Origin of the sequence: Tateyamaria omphalii, from assembly GCF_014651375.1 — a bacterium.
Taxonomy (GTDB): Bacteria; Pseudomonadota; Alphaproteobacteria; order Rhodobacterales; family Rhodobacteraceae; genus Tateyamaria; species Tateyamaria omphalii.
This window is the reverse complement of the sequence record NZ_BMWT01000002.1, coordinates 428,524-448,169: the sequence shown is the minus strand read 5'-3', so window position 1 is coordinate 448,169 and position 19,646 is coordinate 428,524. Positions and strand designations below refer to the sequence as shown.

Annotated in this window: 18 protein-coding genes; 13 read left to right on the top strand and 5 right to left on the bottom strand. The window is 56.7% G+C overall.

From position 1 onward, the window contains the following. Positions 1–1,004: 1,004 nt before the first annotated feature. The 4 genes from IE087_RS07835 to IE087_RS07820 all read left to right on the top strand — a co-directional run bounded on the left by IE087_RS07835 (position 1,005) and on the right by IE087_RS07820 (position 7,659). Positions 1,005–4,856 carry an Ig-like domain-containing protein gene (locus IE087_RS07835; RefSeq protein WP_189368752.1) on the top strand — a complete coding sequence of 1,284 codons (3,852 nt, stop codon included), beginning with the start codon at positions 1,005–1,007 and terminating at the stop codon, positions 4,854–4,856. Between the two features lie 207 nt (positions 4,857–5,063). After that, positions 5,064–6,074, top strand: a complete 1,011-nt coding sequence (gene dusA / locus IE087_RS07830; protein WP_189368751.1) for a tRNA dihydrouridine(20/20a) synthase DusA — start codon at positions 5,064–5,066, stop codon at positions 6,072–6,074. A 29-nt stretch (positions 6,075–6,103) separates the two neighbouring features. Then, the gene (locus IE087_RS07825; protein WP_189368750.1) at positions 6,104–6,925 is read left to right on the top strand and encodes a sulfite exporter TauE/SafE family protein; all 822 of its coding nucleotides are present in this window, start codon (positions 6,104–6,106) and stop codon (positions 6,923–6,925) included. After that, positions 6,922–7,659 carry a hypothetical protein gene (locus tag IE087_RS07820; protein WP_189368749.1) on the top strand — a complete coding sequence of 246 codons (738 nt, stop codon included), beginning with the start codon at positions 6,922–6,924 and terminating at the stop codon, positions 7,657–7,659. The genes IE087_RS07825 and IE087_RS07820 overlap by 4 nt, the downstream gene beginning before the upstream one ends. A 75-nt stretch (positions 7,660–7,734) precedes the next feature. Here IE087_RS07820 and IE087_RS07815 read toward each other — a convergent pair whose 3' ends face one another. The 3 genes from IE087_RS07815 to ccmI are packed head-to-tail and all read right to left on the bottom strand — an operon-like array spanning position 7,735 to position 9,664. Further along, entirely contained in the window at positions 7,735–7,977 is a 243-nt protein-coding gene (locus IE087_RS07815; protein WP_189368748.1) for a DUF1289 domain-containing protein, read from the bottom strand. Further along, positions 7,974–8,450, bottom strand: coding sequence for a Holliday junction resolvase RuvX (ruvX, locus tag IE087_RS07810; RefSeq protein WP_189368747.1), 477 nt, complete (start codon positions 8,448–8,450; stop codon positions 7,974–7,976). Before ruvX ends, IE087_RS07815 begins: the two co-directional genes overlap by 4 nt. Further along, entirely contained in the window at positions 8,447–9,664 is a 1,218-nt protein-coding gene (gene ccmI, locus IE087_RS07805) for a c-type cytochrome biogenesis protein CcmI (protein WP_189368746.1), read from the bottom strand. The genes ruvX and ccmI overlap by 4 nt, the downstream gene beginning before the upstream one ends. A gap of 205 nt (positions 9,665–9,869) precedes the next feature. Between ccmI and IE087_RS07800 the strand changes: the two genes are divergently transcribed. Beyond that, positions 9,870–11,114, top strand: coding sequence for a sarcosine oxidase subunit beta family protein (locus IE087_RS07800; RefSeq protein ID WP_189368745.1), 1,245 nt, complete (start codon positions 9,870–9,872; stop codon positions 11,112–11,114). A 65-nt stretch (positions 11,115–11,179) separates the two neighbouring features. Here IE087_RS07800 and IE087_RS07795 read toward each other — a convergent pair whose 3' ends face one another. Continuing rightward, on the bottom strand, positions 11,180–11,365 hold the full coding sequence (locus IE087_RS07795; RefSeq protein ID WP_189368744.1) for a hypothetical protein: 186 nt from the start codon (positions 11,363–11,365) through the stop codon (positions 11,180–11,182). Positions 11,366–11,565: 200 nt separating this feature from the next. Between IE087_RS07795 and IE087_RS07790 the strand changes: the two genes are divergently transcribed. The 7 genes from IE087_RS07790 to IE087_RS07760 all read left to right on the top strand — a co-directional run bounded on the left by IE087_RS07790 (position 11,566) and on the right by IE087_RS07760 (position 17,558). After that, positions 11,566–11,784, top strand: coding sequence for a hypothetical protein (locus IE087_RS07790; protein ID WP_189368743.1), 219 nt, complete (start codon positions 11,566–11,568; stop codon positions 11,782–11,784). Positions 11,785–11,871: 87 nt separating this feature from the next. Then, positions 11,872–12,201 carry a sarcosine oxidase subunit delta gene (locus IE087_RS07785; protein WP_189368742.1) on the top strand — a complete coding sequence of 110 codons (330 nt, stop codon included), beginning with the start codon at positions 11,872–11,874 and terminating at the stop codon, positions 12,199–12,201. A 70-nt stretch (positions 12,202–12,271) separates the two neighbouring features. Continuing rightward, on the top strand, positions 12,272–15,286 hold the full coding sequence (locus IE087_RS07780) for a sarcosine oxidase subunit alpha family protein (protein ID WP_189368741.1): 3,015 nt from the start codon (positions 12,272–12,274) through the stop codon (positions 15,284–15,286). Then, positions 15,279–15,842, top strand: coding sequence for a sarcosine oxidase subunit gamma (locus IE087_RS07775; protein WP_189368740.1), 564 nt, complete (start codon positions 15,279–15,281; stop codon positions 15,840–15,842). The genes IE087_RS07780 and IE087_RS07775 overlap by 8 nt, the downstream gene beginning before the upstream one ends. A gap of 68 nt (positions 15,843–15,910) precedes the next feature. Continuing rightward, positions 15,911–16,315, top strand: coding sequence for a hypothetical protein (locus tag IE087_RS07770; protein ID WP_189368739.1), 405 nt, complete (start codon positions 15,911–15,913; stop codon positions 16,313–16,315). Positions 16,316–16,454: 139 nt separating this feature from the next. Beyond that, the gene (locus IE087_RS07765; RefSeq protein ID WP_189368738.1) at positions 16,455–16,859 is read left to right on the top strand and encodes a hypothetical protein; all 405 of its coding nucleotides are present in this window, start codon (positions 16,455–16,457) and stop codon (positions 16,857–16,859) included. A 99-nt stretch (positions 16,860–16,958) separates the two neighbouring features. Then, a complete protein-coding gene (locus IE087_RS07760) occupies positions 16,959–17,558 on the top strand; it encodes a superoxide dismutase (RefSeq protein ID WP_189368737.1) in 600 nt (199 codons plus the stop codon). A gap of 57 nt (positions 17,559–17,615) precedes the next feature. Here the strand turns inward: IE087_RS07760 and IE087_RS07755 are convergent, their stop codons facing one another. Further along, on the bottom strand, positions 17,616–18,167 hold the full coding sequence (locus IE087_RS07755) for an LOG family protein (RefSeq protein WP_189368736.1): 552 nt from the start codon (positions 18,165–18,167) through the stop codon (positions 17,616–17,618). Between the two features lie 126 nt (positions 18,168–18,293). On the opposite strand from IE087_RS07755, the gene IE087_RS07750 reads away from it, so the two are divergent. Continuing rightward, positions 18,294–19,631, top strand: coding sequence for a LysM peptidoglycan-binding domain-containing protein (locus tag IE087_RS07750; protein WP_189368735.1), 1,338 nt, complete (start codon positions 18,294–18,296; stop codon positions 19,629–19,631). Positions 19,632–19,646 lie beyond the last annotated feature (15 nt).

Below are 19,646 nucleotides of genomic sequence, written 5' to 3'. Positions count from 1 at the left end.
AGATCTCCGCCGGGAAACGCTTGCGCGCTCCGGCGGCACTTAAAATGACTTTAATCAATCTCGTTCACTGTTTACTCGAGCGAAAACCCGCTCACCTGACAGACTTTATACGATCCCCAAGGGGGTGTTAATAGAATTTTAATAAAAACAACCCTTGCTAGTAAGGCTGGATTGAGCTGCCCTTATTTGGGGCAAATTTGTCCACATATCGCCTGAATCCGCGTTTTGGTCGCAGTTGCTGGTACTATTGTGCACAAGTGAAGGTTGTAGTTTTTGGCAGCATTGTATGGCGCCTGAGGTCATTGCCACTCGTCAAACGCGATTGTTTCAACCTCCGGTCTCGCCAAATGCAATAAACTGCTTGGCTTGAGCGAATCGCCCGGTCTTTGCACGACCAAGATCAAAGCATGTCATCAGGGGGGGGGAGAGCGGGCCGCGGCGCGTTGGTATCCATCGATGACAAAGTGTCGGCTTGAATCTATCTCTGCATCGGTCAGGGATCCGCCATCTGACAGTAGATACAGCGCGCCTGCGCGCTCCTGTGATCTTACCTGCGTTAAAAGATTTGTCTTGAATGACGATCACCCTACTTTACCGTAGGCAAAAATACGGACGCGAATTCAATCGACGTTCAGAGCAGCAGAAAGAGGCAAGGAATGAGCGGTAATCCGTAAAAATGGCAGGAATCTGCCGCTATCCGAGACGGTCTGGCTGTCCTCATTGAGGCATGCGGACCCGACTGGTAACGAACCCCGAGGCAAGAAACCAAACGTGCAGGTACCAGATGAAGAACGTCTAATCTAAGCGTACATATCACTCGCTTTATTTCGTGCGAGCGATCTACCTGATTTTCTGATCAAGACCGATTGATGTCGTGGAGCGGCAGCATGCCCTTTTGGCTGCCACATTCACGTCAAAAAATATTCCAACTTTAACGCTAACACGGACGCTCGCGAATTGCGCCGAGCTCCTTCGGTATGGACTGTTCAGAGGATGCAGAGAGCATGAGTCAGTATGATATGAACGCCGATGTTTTGTTCATTGGCCATAGTCTTGTTGGGCCAACAATGCCCAACATGGTGGATGCTGCTGCAGGCAGCAGGGGGGGTACGGGTGATGTTGATGCACAGGTTATCAACGGCGCCCCCCTTACTTGGCAATGGCAACACGGAGCTGACGCACAAGGTGTGAATGCACGTGAGGTTTTGCCCAGTGGCAACTACGATGTTCTTGTGATGACCGAAGGGCTGCCGCTCTTGAACCATCTTAGGTTCTCGGACACGAATACGTACGCCCGCAACTATTATGATTTGGCTGTATCGAACAATCCTGACGCACGCGTCTATGTGTATGAAACATGGCACTCGCTGAACAGTGGTACGGGTATCGCGGTTCCGCATGACACCGAAGACCACATCCCTTGGCGTGATCGAATTGATAATGATCTGGCCCGTTGGGAAAGCATTGTTGACAGTGTGAACTCAGGCCTCGCGCCAGGGCAACCCGAGGTTATGCTGATCCCGGTTGGTCAGGCGATGGGTATGCTGCATGATCGGATCGAGGCTGGTCTTGTGCCGGGCCTTACCAGCATCAACCAGCTCTTTTCGGATGATATCCACCCGAACGATCTTGGCACTTACTTCGTGACCATGGTTCAGTACGCCACGATCTATGGTGATGATCCACGGAACTTGCCGATTGAGCTGGCTGGGATTTCCGGTGTTCCAACCGAGGCAATGGCCGAGGCACTCCAAGAGATCGCGTGGAACACCGTAACAACCTATGAAGGATCCGGCGTTACTGCAGATGGTGGCGGTGGCGGCGTGACACCCCCTCCGCCAGTTGATCTCGACCCGGACGCGAACGAGGACGCGGCAGCGACTGATGAAGGCGATGCTGTCATGATCGACGTGCTCGCCAATGATGTCGACCGGGACGGTGATGGCATTTCCATTTCGGCTGTTGGTGACGCGGCGAATGGCTCCGTGAATATCGAGGCGGGACAGCTTGTGTACACGCCTGATGCCGATTTCTCCGGGGAAGACACATTCTCATACACCATTACAGATGCAAACGGTGATACGGATACCGCTATGGTTACAGTCACCGTGAGCGGCGCACCTACAACGCCCAATCCACAGCCACCGACACCACCAACATCGCCTGATTTGCCCGGCGATGCAGTCTTGAACCCTTCGGTTGCCATTGGCTTGGCCGGTGTGAACGACTGGTCCGTACAGCAGCCTTTCCTTGATGTGATGAAGACGGGACGGGAATGGATCGGACACATTGAAGGTCAATGGGGCGGGTGGTCATTTGATCAGCTCGAGGCCGGCGGGTACCTTGATGAGAATGGGTGGCCAACTGACCTGCCACCCGGGGTAGGGGCCATTTCGTCACTGATCCTCACGGATCTGCCCGCGGAAACTGCCGACTACACTGCGGGGCGGTACCGCGTCACATACGAAGGCGAAGGTGAATTGGTCATCAGTGGCGGTGGCGCAAGCAACGTTGTATATGGCGACGGTGAGATCTGGTTTGATTTCACGCCGAGCCCGGGCCCGGTTCTTGTAACGATCGAAGACACGGATCCAAATGGCACCGGCAACAACATTCGCAATGTGTCGGTTGTTCAAGAGGATCACATCGAAGCGTATGAAAGCGGAGAGATTTTTAATCCGCTTTGGCTCGAACAAATCGGTGACTTCCGTTCGCTCCGTTACATGGATTGGATGGAAACCAACGATTCCGAACAATCTGAATGGGCAGATCGCCCTTCGGTGAACGATTTTTCATGGGGCGTCGAAGGCGTTCCGCTTGAGATCATGGTGGAACTTGCAAACCAGGTTGGTGCTGACCCTTGGTTTAACATGCCTCACCTCGCAACTGACGAATACATGCGCGAATTCGCAGAGTATGTCGAAGCGAACCTAGACCCAGATCTGCGCGCCTATGTCGAGTTTTCGAACGAGGTCTGGAACTGGCAGTTCGAGCAGGCCATCTGGGCCGAAGAGCAAGGTCGCGAACGTTGGGGTACAGACCTTGGTTGGACACAGTACGCCACGCTCCGTGCGACAGAAATGGCGCAAATCTGGGACTCTGTGTTCGGCGATCAGGCTGACGCACGTCTGGATCTGGTTCTTGGCCTCCAGGCCGGTTGGATGGGACTTGAGCAGGATATGCTCAACGGAACGCTGTGGCGGTCGGAAAATCCCGACAATCCTGCGCCGTACACATTCTTCGACAGCTACGCGATCACCGGCTATTTCAGCGCAGGGCTCGGGCATGACGAAAAAGCCGGGATTGTGTTGGGCTGGATTGATGAAAGCGAAGCACGCGCAGTTACGGCTGCCAACAATCTGGGTCTGAGCGGTGCTGCCCGTGATGCATACATCGCGGAACATCGGTATGACTACGCCACCGAGCTTGCGATACAAGAGTTGCGAGATGGTTCGGTCACAGGTGACACCGAAAACTCGCTTGCCCACATTATCAACACTGTCTTCGCCTATCATGCGGGTGTGGCCGAGGAATACGGCCTAGATCTTGTGATGTATGAAGGTGGTTCGCACGTTGTTGGTGTTGGCTCTTGGGTCGGAAATCAGGAACTGACCGATTTCTTCACCTATCTTAACTATACCGACGAGATGGGCGAACTGTACGAAATCCTTCTTGAAGGATGGCGCGACGCAGGCGGAACGATGTTCAACGCATTCGTTGACGTCTACACACCCAACCAATACGGAAGCTGGGGCCATTTGCGCACCCTGACAGACGAAAGCGTTCGTTGGGACCAGATCCTGGATTTCAACATCAACAATCCAGCCTGGTGGGAAGAAGACCGCGCGGCGGATGCATTTGTTGGCACGGCCGAAGGTGTCACAGGTGTCCAGTTGAATGGCACCAATGGCAACGACGAAATCGATGGTGGCGCTGGCAACGATATGCTGATCGGTGGCGGCGGTTTTGACACCATGCGGGGGGACGCTGGCAACGATACCCTAAGGGGTGACAACGGCGCCGACTCTCTCTTTGGTGGCGACGGCAACGATCGCATTGAAGGTGGCCAAGGGTTTGACCAGTTGTTCGGTGGGAATGGAGACGACACCATTATGAGTGGCGAAACCGCCGACCGCGCCTATGGGGGTGCCGGCAATGATGTCATCTTCGGCGGGACAAATGTCGGGCTGTCCATTGATGGGCTTTGGGGCGAGGCAGGTGACGATACAATCGCTGGCCAAGGTGGCTTTGACATGCTTGACGGTGGTGACGGCAACGATCTCCTCGATGGTGGTGATCAGGCCGACAATGTCTACGGTCGTGATGGCGAAGACACCTTGATCGGAGGCCAAGGGCTTGACCGGCTCTTTGGCGGAAATGGCAATGATATCGCCTATGGCGGCACAGAAAATGACGGGCTGTTTGGTGACTTCGGAAATGACACGCTGTTCGGTGAAGCTGGCAATGACAACTTCTTTGGCGGCGGCGGCGACGACCTCATCTTTGGCGGCGCCGACAATGATACCATAAATGGTGGCTCCGGCTTCGATACGATCAATGGTGGTTCAGGGGATGACGAACTGTTCGGTCGTTTCAATGCCGACACGTTCATCTTCGTTGATGGGCACGGCAATGACACGATCGGAGATTTCGACGCGTTGAACAACTTCGAGCGGATCGATTTCAGCGGTCTTTCGACAATCAACAGTGTCGCTGATCTGAACTTGGGCAGCGCGACGTCCGGTGCGGCCACGCAGGTTGGTCAGGATGTTGTGATTGATACAGGTAATGGAAACTCGATCATATTGTCCGGTGTAAACCTGTCTGATTTGGACGCTGCAGACTTCTTGTTCTGAAGCACTCCGATCTTGGATGACCATGCGGTTGAGCGGCGCCTCCAAGGGCGCCGCTTTTTTTACGGATGCCTGCTGTGAACTGATGGTGGGCAGCGTGCTTCGTGTTGGCTTTCCGTTTGCGCGTTGTGCCCTTGGCATTGTATTGGAGCCTTCAGTTAGGGTGCAGCATGCGGCTCTCCCGTACACAAGTCAGCGCCCGCTTGAATCATGAAACCCATAAATGTGACAAAAAACGCCCGGCTGTCGGTAGCGCCGATGATGGATTGGACAGACCGCCATTGCCGCTACCTGCATCGTCAGCTCAGCGGGCAAGCGCTTCTGTACACTGAGATGGTGACGGCGCCTGCGCTTGTGCGTGGTGGCGCGTTGCATCTGTTGGATCATGATCCTGCAGAACATCCTGTTGCATTGCAATTGGGCGGGTCCGATGCACGAGAGCTCGCGCAGGCATCACGCCTGGGCGCAGAAGCTGGGTATGATGAGATCAATCTGAATTGTGGGTGTCCTTCAGATCGTGTGCAATCCGGCACTTTCGGGGCGGTCTTGATGCGCGATCCGGGACTGGTTGCAGAGTGTGTGACGGCGATGCGTGATACAGTCGATGTGCCCGTGACCGTGAAGTGTCGCATTGGCGTAGATGACCAAGACCCTGAAGAGGTGTTGCCTGAGTTCCTGTCGCGGATCGTAGCGGCCGGGTGCGAACGGGTGACAATCCATGCCCGCAAAGCATGGCTTAAAGGCTTAAGCCCAAAAGAGAACCGAGACATTCCTCCGCTTGATTATGATCTGGTGCAGCGGATGAAAGGTCTGTTTCCGAACCTGCACGTTTCGATAAACGGTGGCATTGCGACATTGGATCAGGTCGAAGAACTGCTCGACAGTGGACTTGATGGTGTGATGGTTGGTCGAGCGGCCTATCACCAGCCGGTGGATGTTCTGGCCCAGGCTGACCGGCGTATATTTGGATCGGGTTGTGACAGCACCGCAGAGCACGCCGTGGCGGCCATGTTGCCTTATATCGAAAGGCACCTGTCCGAAGGCGGTCGCCTGCATCAAATCACCCGTCACATGCTGGGACTTTTCGCAGGGCGCCCGGGTGCGCGTGGATGGCGGCGCACTCTAAGTGAAGGTGCGACGCAGGGCGGAGCAGGACCGGAATTGGTTGAAGCCGCCCTCGGGCACGTGACCGCTCTGGCCCCCGAAGCGAAAGCGGTGTAGCACCACGCGACCTTAAGCGGGAGCTGCCGATGCCTGACACCATTCTTCTGATCCAGATGTTGATCGTGTTGGCCGTGATTGGTGCCTTTGCCGGTGTACTCGCGGGGCTGCTGGGTGTCGGTGGCGGTATCGTTCTGGTGCCCGCGTTTTTCTACGCATTTCAGACGCTTGGCTATGGCGGGCCGGACCTGATGCAGATGTGTCTGGCCACATCTCTTGCCACAATCATCGTCACGTCCGTTCGATCGGTCATGAGCCATAACAAGAAAGGTGCCGTTGATTGGGACATCTTGCGTAGCTGGGCACCCGGCATCGTGATCGGGGCGGTGCTTGGCATGCTGTTGGTGGCACAGTTGCGCACCACCACACTGCAAGCCATTTTCGGGGTGCTTGCCTTGATCGTCGGGCTTTACATGGGGTTTGGCCGCGCAAGCTGGCGTTTGGGGCCTGCCATGCCAACCGGAGCGGGCAGGGCGGCTCTGTCGCCGGGAATGGGATTTCTGTCGGTTCTGATGGGCATTGGCGGTGGCAGCTTTGGCGTACCGTTGATGAGCCTGTTTTCCGTGCCGATCCACCGCGCAGTCGCTACCGCAGCTGGCTTTGGTGTTTTGATCGCTGTCCCATCGGTCATCGGGTTTCTGCTGGTGTCGCTTGATGGGCCCGTGCCACCCTACACGATTGGTGCCGTAAACCTTGTCGCATTTGCGGTTATCATCGCGATGACCTTGGTGACTGCGCCGTTGGGTGTCCGGTTGGCACATGCGATGGATCCGGGTCCTCTCAAACGGGTATTCGCCGTTTTCCTTGTGTTGGTTGCGCTGAATATGTTGCGCAAGGCGTTGTGGGGATGATCGATACGGATGGCTTCGTGGTTTTTGATCACGATGATCGCACGGCGCGATGGGCCTCAGCTGCCGAAGCGGTGGCCACTGGGCTCGTCAATGATCCGGAAACTCGGCTTCGCAATCTACGGCACGGCGATACGTGGTTTGTCGGCGTGGATGTCTTGCCAAACGACGCGGATGGCGGTGTTTCCAGCGTGCCTCTTGCCGGTCCTTGGCAAAATCAAGTGCCAGAATTGCCCTTGCATTTCGGCCAGGTATCGATTGTGTACCCAGGATACCCAAAACGTGATGCCGATCAAAGCGAAGCCAATCATCTGTTTCGCATCAAACGTATGGCTGGGCATGTCGATGGATTGTTGCCCGAAGGAGCCAGGCGGAGGCGCTATGCCCGGGAAGTCCACGCCTACATCCTTGGATTGCCGCTTAATGATGTGCCCGCCGCGCCCACAGTCGTATGGAAGGGCAGTCACAAGATCATGCAGAACGCCTTTCAGAACGCCATTGCGGACCAAGATCCGCGTGAGGTGGACATAACAGACGCCTACCAAGCGGCACGGCGCAGTGTTTTTGACAGCTGCGAGATGGTTCCGATCCGGGCCAAGCCCGGCCAGTCGTTCCTGATCCACCGCTTTGCCGTGCATGGGACAGCACCGTGGGAGGGGGCGGATGACGCAGGGCGAATGATCGCATTTTTCCGACCTGAATTCCCAAATCCCGCGGATTGGCTCAACCAAGCCTGACGACACGCATGCTGAGGCCGTTGTGTTTTGGATCGCGCCCACGTCGAAGAGCGGTCAGATTTGCGTCACTTTGTGCTACCGCTTCAACCGGGCAGCACGTCCACCACGCCGACCCTTTGGCGCCGCGTCCCTTTTCGGCAGTTCAGCCATGATGATGCGTCTTTCGTCTGCGCTCATTCTGCTCCAGCCACCGATTTCATCGATCGAGCGGGCGCAGCCCGTGCACAGCCGCGTCTCGGGATGAATGACGCAGATCTGCACGCAGGGGCTTTCGATTTCTTCGCGGTTCCATACAAGGGAACGGGGAACGTCTGTCATGCCTGCCTCTTCATCGCCGCCAGCCTGTCCAGCAGTCCCTGCAAGATATATCCGGCGGCCACGTGATCAATGACCTCGGCGCGACGTTTACGTGTCGTATCCGCCTCAAGAAGCGCTTTTTCGGCAGCCACGGTGCTTAGCCGCTCATCCCAAAAGGTGATGGGACCATCCCAAAGCTTCTCAAAATTGCGCGCGAAGGCCCGTGTGGACTGACAACGTGGGCCTTCGCTGCCATCCATGTTGCGGGGCAGGCCTAAGACGAGGCCGCCCACGTTCCGTTCACCAATAAGGGCGCGCAAGCGTTCGGCATCGACGCCGAACTTCTTGCGGCGAACCGTTTCAAGCGGTGTGGCAACAGACCAGAATGTGTCTGACACGGCAACGCCAATGGTCTTGTCACCAAGATCGAGCCCCATCAAGGCTTGCATCGGAGGCAGTGCCGCCAAAAACGCGTCGGTGTCGTCCGTGATCATTCCAGCCCTATGCGGTCAGCGGTTCGGCTCAGAACGTCTGCGGCGCGAGGGTCGTCACCAAAAACCTCGCGGGCATTGATCAGGATGGCGTTGGCCTGATCCATTTGGCCCAGAACACCCAAGGCGGAGATAAGTTGTGCCCAGTCCTCGACGGGTCCGCCTTCGGTTGCGAGGCGATCGGACAGGCCGCTGACCATGCCCTGGATCATCTCCATCCGTTCTGCAGGGCTCAGCCCCTCTGCCGCTTCAATCTGTTCCGAGGACGGACCTCTGCCGGAGCCAATTGTGGGCATGGCGTAGTTCACACCGGCGCGAAATGCCATCTGCTCAATCTGTGCTGTGACCGGTTCAATCCAGGGTGCATCGGTAGGGCCTTCGCGCAGCAGCTGATCCCAAATGCGCAGCGCTGTGTCAGGGCGCCCAGTTTGTGACATCATCAGCCCATAATAGTAGCGTGCAGGTCCATCTGCCGGGTCCATGGAAAGCACGCGGTCGAGAACTCCCTCGGCTTCGGGCGAGACATAACCACCAGCTGCCAGGATCAGTAGATCGGCGTATTCCGAAAAATCGGTTGCTGTTGTCTGGTCTCCTTTCAGGAGCAGAACCTGTGCTTTTGCGGCGTGTGCGGCTGCAAAGTTGCCCAGGCGACCTTCGGCACGGCTGAGCAATTCGTGGCCTTGGATGTCGTCTGGCCGCGTCACAACTGCCTGTCGCAGCCGCTCAACGAGGACCACATAGTCGGGGTCGACATTCGGGGGGAGGGAGGATGCCTCAAGGCTTGCTTCTGCCGTTTCCTGACTGGGCCGTTCCTGACGCAGGATTTGTGCCGCCTCGATCCGGTTGGCCAAAGCGAGGTCACCATATCCCGGTGCGCCCAACTGCGTGTAAATGGCATATGACCCAACGACGACAATCGCGAGCGTTAATGCAAGGCTGACCAATCCACCAGATTGCGCCGTGCTTTTCGCATGTTTTTGGAGCGCCGCGTCGGCTGCAAGGATCCGCCGGGACACTTCTGTACGGATGCGATCGGCATCTGTTTCCGATACCACGCCGCGTGCCAGATCGCGGTCAACCTCGCGCAACTGGTCGCGGTACACATCCAAGTCATAAGCCGCGGGCGGGCGATCGCCAACAGACCCGCGCAGCATCGCGCGTGCCAAAGTGGCCAGCACTGCAACCGTCAACAAGGCCGTGATTGTCCAGAAAACCATGCGCACCACATCTGTTCGTTCGGTGTCATTTAACCCCTGCACGAGGTCAGCAAAAGGGTGCTTGGCATACCCGTGATGTCGCAGGTGTCGGCAAGTGTCGCAAATCCGTCAAAAAACGCCGCCGGTGCTGCCCCTTTTTTTGAAGACAAAGGCGATTAAAACCGCACGTATACGCTTTGCGATTCCACGGTCCGGACGGCTGCCCATGAAACGATACTCTGCTTTTGCCATCGCCCGAGAGGCTGCGCGTTACCACACAGGGTGGGAGCGGGCATGGCGTGCACCCGAACCAAAGAAGAAATACGACGTGATCATTGTTGGGGCAGGTGGGCACGGCCTGGCGACCGCCTACTATCTCGGCAAGAATTTCGGGATCACCAACGTCGCCATCCTTGAAAAAGGTTGGCTCGGCGGCGGCAATACTGGGCGAAACACCACGATCATCCGCTCAAACTATCTGCAGGATCCGTCCGCTGCGATCTATGAAAAAGCGCGTTCGCTGTACGAGACGATGAGTCAGGATCTGAACTACAACGTCATGTTCAGCCCGCGCGGCGTCATCATGCTGGCCCAGACACATCACGAGGTGCGGGGATACCAGCGCACGGCCCACGCAAATGCACTGCAAGGGGTGAAGACCGAGTTTATTGGTCCCGAGAAGGTTAAGGAACTTGTGCCGATCATCCATCTGGATGGTCCGCGCTACCCGGTTCTTGGTGGCTTGTGGCAAGCGCGCGGGGGTACGGCACGTCACGACGCGGTCGCTTGGGGCTATGCAAGGGCATGTTCTGACATGGGCATGGACGTGATCCAGAAATGCGAAGTCACGGCAATCCGGCGCGAAGGCGACAAGGTCGTTGGTGTCGACACATCCAAGGGTGCCATTGATTGCGACAAGCTGGGTGTTGTCGTTGCGGGGCACTCGGGGCATCTGGCCGATATGGCGGGTTTCCGTCTTCCCATCGAATCCGTGGCGCTGCAGGCGCTGGTATCCGAACCGATCAAACCCTGCATGGACGTGGTGGTCATGGCCAACACAGTGCACGGCTACATGAGCCAGTCCGACAAGGGTGAGATGGTGATTGGCGGCGGTACTGACGGGTACAACAACTATACACAGCGCGGATCTTTCCATCATATTGAGGAAACAGTACGCGCATTGATCGAGACGTTTCCAATGGTGTCACGTCTGAAGATGCTGCGCCAATGGGGCGGGATCGTAGATGTGACAGGGGACCGTTCACCGATCCTGTCGAAAACGCCCGTAGAGGGTGTGTTCATCAACTGCGGTTGGGGCACGGGCGGGTTCAAGGCGATCCCGGGATCAGGCTGGGCCATGGCCGAGCTGGTGGCGAAGGGGCGATCCCCGCTGACGGACGAATTTGGATTGAACCGGTTCCGCGAAGGGCGGTTTATTGATGAAAGCGTTGCGGCAGGGGTGGCGCACTGATGCAGGACGTCATGCAACGCGATGGGCTGGATGTCTGGCAGGACGTGTTCGGTCCTGCTTGCGCATCACTCGTGCGTTTTCTTCCCTTCGCCAGCGGCAGAGCCAAATGCGATCAAGTTGGCAACGTCGATTTCCCGTCCACCACGCGCTTCCAGCCGTTTGGCGGCTGCCCGGCGTTCCAGAACAAACATAATGATGGCACCCGCGGCAATTGCGCCAAAGATCAGGATGGCGCCAGTCGTATGATCCATAGTGACCTCCTGTCAACTTTACTTGACACTTGCACAGAAATCACCGTTGGGTCACGAAAAATCGCAAAACCGGCGGGATGCAGCCGTTGTTTTGGTGCAAAACCGGCTGTGCTCAGCCCGTTTTTCAGACCCAAGGTCCCTGATATTGCGCCAGCGCACCTGCGTGATGACATGGAAGCCCATAGAACGGAGGCTTACACATGTCAGACTATCCAAACCCGAATATCCATCGTGGCGACGGCGTGTCGGGCCGCGGGCTCCTTATCTCTTTCGCGGTCATTGTCGCCGTTGTGGCACTTCTCGCACTGCTCGGCTCCGTTGGCTCGGGCGGTGGTGAAGGCGGCCCAACGCAGAATGCCATCACGCCGGCAGCAACCGACACGACCGGTACAACAGGCACGGCGATGCCAACCGAATAACACCTCCCAAACTATTCGGACCGCATCAGGCGGGCGTCTTCGGACGTCCGCCTTTTGCATGTCCGCTCCAGTGATCGGAGTGCGCCCATGCTGATCCTGACTTGCCCCTATTGTGGTCAGACCGGAGAAGAGACCGAATTTCACGCCGGAGGCGAGGCGCATCTAAAACGCTTCGGGCCCGGATCAACGGACAGCGACTTCGAAGAATACCTGTTTATGCGCGAAAACCCCAAGGGTGTGCATTTCGAACGCTGGCGCCATGTCTATGGCTGCGGCAAGTGGTTTCATGCTGCACGCTGCACGACGACCCTCGAAGTCTTTGGCACCTATTCCGCGCAAGTGACCGAACCTCCGAAAGAGATTTGCGACAAGATCAGCGAAAAGCGTCCCGGCTGGTCGTGGGGGGCTTTCTCGTGAACATGTTTCTTCTGACCGAAAATACCACCGCCGGAGGCTACGAGGCCTGCCGCAGCGATGAGGCTTACACATGAGCACACGTCTCGCAACTGGCGGTCGCCTTCTGAACAAGGACAAGGCCGTTCGCTTTATTTTCAACGGGCAGCAAATGCGCGGGTTCGAAGGTGATACGCTTGCCTCAGCGCTGCTGGCCAATGATCAGATGCTGGTTGGCAGGTCGTTCAAGTATCACCGCCCACGCGGGATTGTCGCCGCTGGGCCGGAAGAGCCGAATGCACTGGTGAACCTTGGTGTCGAGGGCAAGTTCGAGCCGAACCAGCGTGCCACGACAACAGAGCTTTTCGAGGGGCTGCTTGCCACGTCGCAAAACCACTGGCCGAGCCTGGAATTCGATGTGGGTGCAATCAACGCCAAGCTGTCCCGCTTTATGCCGGCTGGTTTCTACTACAAGATGTTCATCCATCCGCGGCCGCTGTGGAAACACGTCTACGAACCCTTCATCCGGCAAGCCGCTGGATTGGGGCAAGCGCCTAAGGGGCGTGATCAGGACACCTACGAACACTTCCATGCATTCTGCGATGTGCTTGTTGTTGGCGGCGGCATTGCAGGTCTGGTTTCTGCACGCGCTGCAGGTAAGGCAGGTGCTCGGGTTCTTCTTATCGAGCAAACTGCCCATTGGGGTGGACGTGCGCCGGTGGATGGTGGGAACGTTGACGGCAAGCCTGTGGATAACGTCGTGGATGAACTCTTGTCTGAGTTGAACGACATGCCCAATGTCACAATGCGTACCCGTTTGATGGGGGCGGGCGTTTATGACCATGGGTATGTGCTGGGTTACGAGCGACTGAATGACCACGCACCCGAAAAGGATGGGCCACGCCATCGGCTGTGGCGCATTCGGGCAGGGCACGTGATCACCGCTACCGGAGCGATTGAACGCCCGCTTTCGTTTGCAGGCAACGATATTCCCGGTGTCATGCTGGCATCGGCGGTGCGGGACTACGTCGTGAACTATGGCGTCAGCCCGGGCGACCGGACAGTCATTGTGACTAACAATGACGATGCATATCGCACCGCAAGCGCTTTGAAAGCGGCGGGACTGGACATTCCAGCCATTTTGGATGCGCGCGTGCTGCCGGTCGACAGTCCGCTGGTTTCCGAAGCAAAGGCCGCGGGGATCCGAGTGTTGATGGGACATGGCGTGTCCAAGGTTTTGGGCGGCAAACGGGTCACCGGTGTTGCGGTCTGTTCGCAAGCAGGCGAGGGCGCAGTGCAGGAAGAGATCACCTGTGATGCGGTCGCCATGTCAGGCGGCTGGTCCCCTGTTGTGCACTTATGGTCGCATTGCGGTGGGAAACTGTTCTGGGACGACGATTTTGCCATGTTCCGTCCGGATGTGGATAAAGCACCGACGGGTGCGGATGGCAGCGCTTTTGTCAGTCCGGCAGGATCAGCAAATGGGCACTTCGGGTTGGCTGAACTGGTTGGTGATGCACACGCGATGGGGAACGCAGCCGCACGTGCCACCGGTCACAAGCCAAGAAAGTCGACCGTTCCGGATGCCAGCAGCGTTGAAGAGGCTGCCATGGCACCTGTCTGGTTGATGCCGCAAGGCGCCGGTACGGCGTTGCGCAGCAAGGCGTGGCTTGATTATCAAAATGATGTGAAGGTGTCCGATGTTCAACTGGCAGCGCAGGAAGGGTTCGAAAGCGTCGAACACGCCAAGCGCTATACCACGTTGGGTATGGCGACGGATCAAGGCAAGCTGAGCAATATCAACGGGCTCGCAATCCTGTCGGATGCTCTCAACCAACCGATCCCACAAACTGGCACAACGACGTTCCGTCCTCCCTATACCCCAATATCAATGGGGGCGATTGCGGGTGAGGCGCGGGGGAAAGTGTTTCAGCCCGTGCGCCGAACACCTATCCACGATTGGCACGATGCGAACGGGGCAGACTGGGAACCAGTGGGCCATTGGCGCCGTCCCTACGCCTATGTTCGTAGCGGCGAAACTGTACACGACGCGGTCATGCGCGAGACAAAGAATGTGCGCGAAAACCTCGGGCTTCTCGATGCTTCTACTCTTGGCAAGTTGATCGTCAAAGGGCCCGACGCGGGCAAGTTTCTCGACATGCTCTACACCAACATGATGAGCACGCTGAAACCCGGCAAATGCCGCTATGGGCTGATGTGCAGCGAAAATGGCTTTCTCATCGACGATGGCGTTGTCGCCCGGATTGATGAAGATACATTCCTTTGCCACACAACGACCGGTGGGGCCGAGCGCATCCACGGCCATATGGAAGAATGGCTGCAGACCGAGTGGTGGGACATGCAGGTCTATGTTGCCAACGTGACCGAGCAATATGCTCAGGTGGCGGTGGTTGGTCCAAATGCACGCAAGGTACTTGAAGCGCTCGGAGGAATGGATGTCTCGGCCGAGGCGCTTGGTTTCATGGAATGGGCTGATGGCACCTTGGGCGGCTTCGACGTTCGAGCCTATCGGATTTCGTTCTCAGGTGAACTGAGCTACGAAATTGCGGTGCGTGCTTCAGAAGGGCAGGCGTTCTGGGATGCGCTTATGTCGGTCGGAGCTGATCTGGGTGTCATGCCCTATGGCACCGAAGCACTGCATATCCTGCGTGCGGAGAAAGGCTTCATCATGATTGGGGACGAAACGGACGGCACCGTCATTCCCCAGGACCTTGGACTGCATTGGGCACTGTCCAAGAAGAAGGAAGACTATCTGGGCAAGCGCGCGCAAGAACGCACCCATATGACCGATCCAGAGCGTTGGAAGCTGGTCGGTCTGGAAACTCTTGATGGCTCTGTACTGCCGGATGGAGCTTACGCAGTTGCCGAAGGCACAAATGAAAACGGCCAGCGCAACATGCAAGGGCGGGTGACATCATCGTACCATTCGCCGAACCTGAACAAGGGGATCGCCATGGGACTGGTCCTGCATGGGCCGGACCGTATGGGCGAAGTGATCGACTTCCCCGGCACTGATGGCACGACCTATAAGGCCAGGATCGTCAGCCCGATCTTCTATGACCCGGATGGGGAGAAGCAGAATGTCTAATGCTGTAAGTGCATTGAACGGCGCGACATGGACCCAAGGTATCGCGACCGTGACCGAAGTGCCTTTGCAGGGGATGATCACGCTGCGCGGACAGCTGACAGATGCGAAGGTCCAAAAGGCCGCAACCAGCGCGGCGTCTTTGGAAATGCCCGAGCGCGGGCGGGCCAATTGTGTCGATGACCGGGGTATCTGCTGGATGTCACCGGACGAGCTGTTGATCCTGTGCTCTTACGATCAGGTTTCCAACAAACTGGAGCAGATGCAGGATACTTTGGGCAACACGCACAGCCTTTGCGTTGACGTGTCGGACGCGCGCGCGCTGTTTGATGTATCCGGCGCCCATGCGCGCGACGTTTTGGCCAAACTTGTGCCCGTGGATCTGGCACCGGATCAATTTACGAGCGGCATGTTCCGGCGTACGCGGATGGCACAGGTTCCGGCTGCGTTCTGGCTGCACGATACTGATCGGTTCCGCATCATATGTTTCCGCAGTCAAGCACAGTATGTTTTTGACTTGCTCAAAACAGCTTCTGCGACAGGGTCCGCAGTCAATTGATCCAAGGCTGGACGAGGCCGCGAATTCTGTATTATTAGTCGCAGACAAGTTCAATTTAAGAGTGTGTCATGAGGGTGTTTTTTCTGTCTGCGTTTGTTCTTCTTGGAGTTGCGACGTCGGCTGTTGCGGAACAGTATGTTTGCGAAATCAAGGCCGCGCGAAATTCATTCGTTTCACCGGTTTTGGCGTTTGATTTTGTCCCTGGGCAGAAAAGCGCTTTGGTCTACGACGTGTTTATTCATGAGGTCCATGGCGAACCTGTTTCCGCAAAAGTTAAAAAAATGGGTGACCAGAAGTATCGTCTGCAATGGGTTGTAAGCGGAATCCCAACCACCAGCACACCTGCAAGAGTGAGTTACCGAGCCACAATGAACGTTGCCACCCAACAGGCTATTGTGCGTGGCAATATATTTGCTGCGGACAACACCGTGCAGGGGCGCGGCACTTGCGTGAAAGAAAAGTTCACTGAATAGACGTTTGGCTTTGCTGCTAAATTTCTGACCACGCGGATGGCTCAAGATTCGCTGTCTGAGCAGTACATCCTATTCGATTGAACTGAATTGGACTTGTGAAGCTCGGGTGGTGACGTCACAACACTTACAAGGGGAAGATATGCGTTTTTTGAGTAGTTTGTTCGTGGTCGCGGTTGTGGCATCACCTGCATTTGCAATCGACTATGTTTGCAAGGTGCGAGACACCGGAGATGGATTTATTTCTCCAGTACTTGCATTGCAGTTTGAACCATCTGCGAAAACGGCACTTGTGTACGATTCCATTGTTCACGCCGTTCACGGAAAACCAATCTCGGCAAAGCTCAAAGATCGCGGAAACGGTAAATATCGTTTCACTTACCGGGTGAACAACATACCGGCCAACCCTCGACCCGCTCGGATCGGGTATCGCATAGAACTAGACACCAACACCAAACGAGTAATCGTGCGTGGATCCATGCCCGGTGTCACGAACTCGTTCAACGGTAACGGCACCTGCGAAGTGGGCCAACTGCCGAGCAAGTGATTGACCGTAGCTGATTGAATTTTGCGGTTTTGGGTTGAACTTGCAGCATCGAGCACAATCTGTCAGGCACAACCTTGCAATACTACAAAGGGGGCCCCCATGGCTTTTGAACTTCCCGACCTTCCCTATGCTCACGACGCACTTGCATCCAAGGGCATGTCCAAGGAAACGCTGGAATATCACCACGACCTGCACCACAACGCCTATGTCGTGAACGGCAACAAGGCCATTGAAGGCACCGAGTGGGCTGGCAAGTCTCTCGAAGAAATCATTGTCGGCACCTACGACGCGAAAGCCGTGGCGCAAAATGGTATCTTCAACAACATCAGCCAGCTTTGGAACCACAACCAGTTCTGGGAGATGATGGGTCCAGGCGATAGCGCAATGCCGGGTGAGTTGGAAAAAGCGCTGGTCGAGAACTTTGGCTCGGTTGATGCGTTCAAGGAACAGTTTTCTGCAGCTGGTGCCGGCCAGTTCGGATCGGGCTGGGCATGGCTGGTCAAAGAAAAAGACGGCAGCCTTGCGATCACGAAGACAGAGAATGGCGTGAACCCATTGTGCTTTGGGCAAACAGCGCTTCTGGGCTGCGATGTATGGGAGCACTCGTACTACATCGACTTCCGTAACAAACGGCCTGCCTACCTGACCAACTTCCTGGACAATCTGGTCAACTGGGAAAATGTAGCAAGCCGCATGTGAGCTGCCGCGTAGAGAATATGCAGGAAGGCCGATTGCGCAGATCGGCCTTTTTTTGTTTTATGACATGGTCTTGGTAAGCGCAGTTAATGTGCTTTCCGCGTCCTCGGTGACTTCGAAATAGTCCAACAATGAGGCGTCGGCAAATCCACCGGAAACCACGTGTTCCAGAAGCGTGATCAATGGGTCCCAGTACCGATCTACGTTGACCAGCACCACGGGTTTTTCATGCAGGCCAAGTTGTCGCCATGTCAGAACTTCGAACAACTCGTCCAGGGATCCGGCACCGCCCGGCAGCACGACAACTACATCACAGTTCATGAACATGACCTTTTTGCGCTCGTGCATGGTTTCGGTCACGACGTATCGGGTCAGATCGGTTTTGCCGACCTCCCAATCGACCAGATGGCGGGGGATGACCCCAAACGTATCGGCACCGCCCGCTTGCGCGGCACGCGCTACCGATCCCATCAGCCCCACATCGCCCGCGCCATAGACAAGCTGCCATCCCCGTTCCGCAATCCCGGCACCAAGGGCCTCAGCTTCAACCGTGTAGCGGGGCGTGTTACCGGGGCGTGAGCCACAATAGACGCATACGGAAAATGGGGACATGTGGTGCTCCTGTAACGGGCGCGCGAAAGTGATGGTTTTGTGACGCCGTTCTTTTGACCGCTATAGCGCTGCCTGTTATGCAAGCGCAACGAAACCGGGCAAACCGGTGCGGTGGAAAGGGTGAACATGTCCAAATGGTCGGCATTTGCCGGATCGAACGGTGCCTTGGCGGGGACTGTGATTGTCGTCGTTGCTGCGGCGGTCGGAGCTGGGCTGTACATCAATTCAAACCGCGCAGACACGTCCCAAGCACCGCTGGTTCCAACCTCGGAAGTAGCACAGGCAGCTGAGGCTGAACCGAAACAACAAGCCAAAGCGCAACCAAAAGAAGACGTGCTTCCTGCCGACCCGCCGTCAATTGATGAAGTCAGGGTCGAGGCGGATGGGTTGACTGTGATTGCTGGCCGCGCAGCCCCCGGAAGCAAAGTGGCCGTGTTTCTTGATGGAACTGAAAACACCGAAACAACCACAGATGACGGCGGAAGTTTTGCTGCAATAACCATTTTGCCACCAAGCGCTAAGGCGCAGGTTTTGACGGTCATACAACGCGTCGGTGAAGATGAGATCGCTTCGGTGGATGAGGTGATACTGGCCCCGCAAGCACAACCCGCGCCCGAACCGACAGAGCCTGCGACACCCGAAGTCGTGGCCGATGCAGAGGTGGCGGTAAGCGAGCCTCAGGATGCGGAAGTGGTGGCCGTTGAACCTGTCGAAGAGCCAAAAGCACTGTCGCAAGTAGACGAGGTTCCGGTTGCATCCGATGCTGCGGAAACGATCAAAGTAGCACCGGTCGCGGCGCCAACCGAAGACGTGGCACAGGCAGACCCTGTTCAGGAAACGCAGACACCGGCGTCCGATGGCGTGACATCCGATGAGGGCAGCGCGGTCGCTTCGGTTGAAGAGGAAACAGGTGTAACCGCATCAGAATCCGAGACACAGGTGACGGTCCTTAAATCGACCGCCGATGGCGTGGAGGTTCTGAGCAATGTGGCACCCGAGGCGCTGGACAATATTGCACTCGACAGCATCAGCTATTCGGACACCGGTGACGTGGAACTCGCCGGGCGCGCGCAATCTGACGCAGAGGCGGTTAGGGTCTACGTCAATAATACGCCGGTGGCCGATATCGACGTAAGTGACGATGGCAGATGGAAGGGCGAACTGCCCGAGATCGACAAGGGAACGTACACGCTCCGCGTGGACGAGCTGAACGACGCCGGAGAAGTGACAAGCCGGGTTGAAACACCGTTTCGCCGTGAAGACCCAGAGGTGCTGGCGGAAGCGGATGGCGAGGACGCACCAGCGACGCAGATTACCGTTCAAGCGGGCAACACGCTTTGGGCCATCGCCCGCGATCGTTATGGCGAAGGTACGCTCTACGTGCAGGTCTTTGAGGCCAACCGCGATCGCATCCGCAATCCGGACCTGATTTTCCCCGGTCAGGTATTTGCGCTGCCAAATTAACTGCTACACGTGCTC

Excerpts from the sequence above, each read along its gene's own strand:
- IE087_RS07780 (WP_189368741.1), top strand. The coding sequence starts at position 12,272 with ATGAGCACACGTCTCGCAACTGGCGGTCGCCTTCTGAACAAGGACAAG.
- IE087_RS07765 (WP_189368738.1), top strand. The coding sequence starts at position 16,455 with ATGCGTTTTTTGAGTAGTTTGTTCGTGGTCGCGGTTGTGGCATCACCT.
- IE087_RS07800 (WP_189368745.1), top strand. The coding sequence starts at position 9,870 with ATGAAACGATACTCTGCTTTTGCCATCGCCCGAGAGGCTGCGCGTTAC.
- IE087_RS07770 (WP_189368739.1), top strand. The coding sequence starts at position 15,911 with ATGAGGGTGTTTTTTCTGTCTGCGTTTGTTCTTCTTGGAGTTGCGACG.
- IE087_RS07835 (WP_189368752.1), top strand. The coding sequence starts at position 1,005 with ATGAGTCAGTATGATATGAACGCCGATGTTTTGTTCATTGGCCATAGT.
- ccmI (WP_189368746.1), bottom strand. The coding sequence starts at position 9,664 with ATGGTTTTCTGGACAATCACGGCCTTGTTGACGGTTGCAGTGCTGGCC.
- IE087_RS07795 (WP_189368744.1), bottom strand. The coding sequence starts at position 11,365 with ATGGATCATACGACTGGCGCCATCCTGATCTTTGGCGCAATTGCCGCG.
- IE087_RS07825 (WP_189368750.1), top strand. The coding sequence starts at position 6,104 with ATGCCTGACACCATTCTTCTGATCCAGATGTTGATCGTGTTGGCCGTG.
- IE087_RS07820 (WP_189368749.1), top strand. The coding sequence starts at position 6,922 with ATGATCGATACGGATGGCTTCGTGGTTTTTGATCACGATGATCGCACG.
- dusA (WP_189368751.1), top strand. The coding sequence starts at position 5,064 with ATGAAACCCATAAATGTGACAAAAAACGCCCGGCTGTCGGTAGCGCCG.
- IE087_RS07785 (WP_189368742.1), top strand. The coding sequence starts at position 11,872 with ATGCTGATCCTGACTTGCCCCTATTGTGGTCAGACCGGAGAAGAGACC.
- IE087_RS07750 (WP_189368735.1), top strand. The coding sequence starts at position 18,294 with ATGTCCAAATGGTCGGCATTTGCCGGATCGAACGGTGCCTTGGCGGGG.
- ruvX (WP_189368747.1), bottom strand. The coding sequence starts at position 8,450 with ATGATCACGGACGACACCGACGCGTTTTTGGCGGCACTGCCTCCGATG.
- IE087_RS07815 (WP_189368748.1), bottom strand. The coding sequence starts at position 7,977 with ATGACAGACGTTCCCCGTTCCCTTGTATGGAACCGCGAAGAAATCGAA.
- IE087_RS07790 (WP_189368743.1), top strand. The coding sequence starts at position 11,566 with ATGTCAGACTATCCAAACCCGAATATCCATCGTGGCGACGGCGTGTCG.
- IE087_RS07760 (WP_189368737.1), top strand. The coding sequence starts at position 16,959 with ATGGCTTTTGAACTTCCCGACCTTCCCTATGCTCACGACGCACTTGCA.
- IE087_RS07755 (WP_189368736.1), bottom strand. The coding sequence starts at position 18,167 with ATGTCCCCATTTTCCGTATGCGTCTATTGTGGCTCACGCCCCGGTAAC.
- IE087_RS07775 (WP_189368740.1), top strand. The coding sequence starts at position 15,279 with ATGTCTAATGCTGTAAGTGCATTGAACGGCGCGACATGGACCCAAGGT.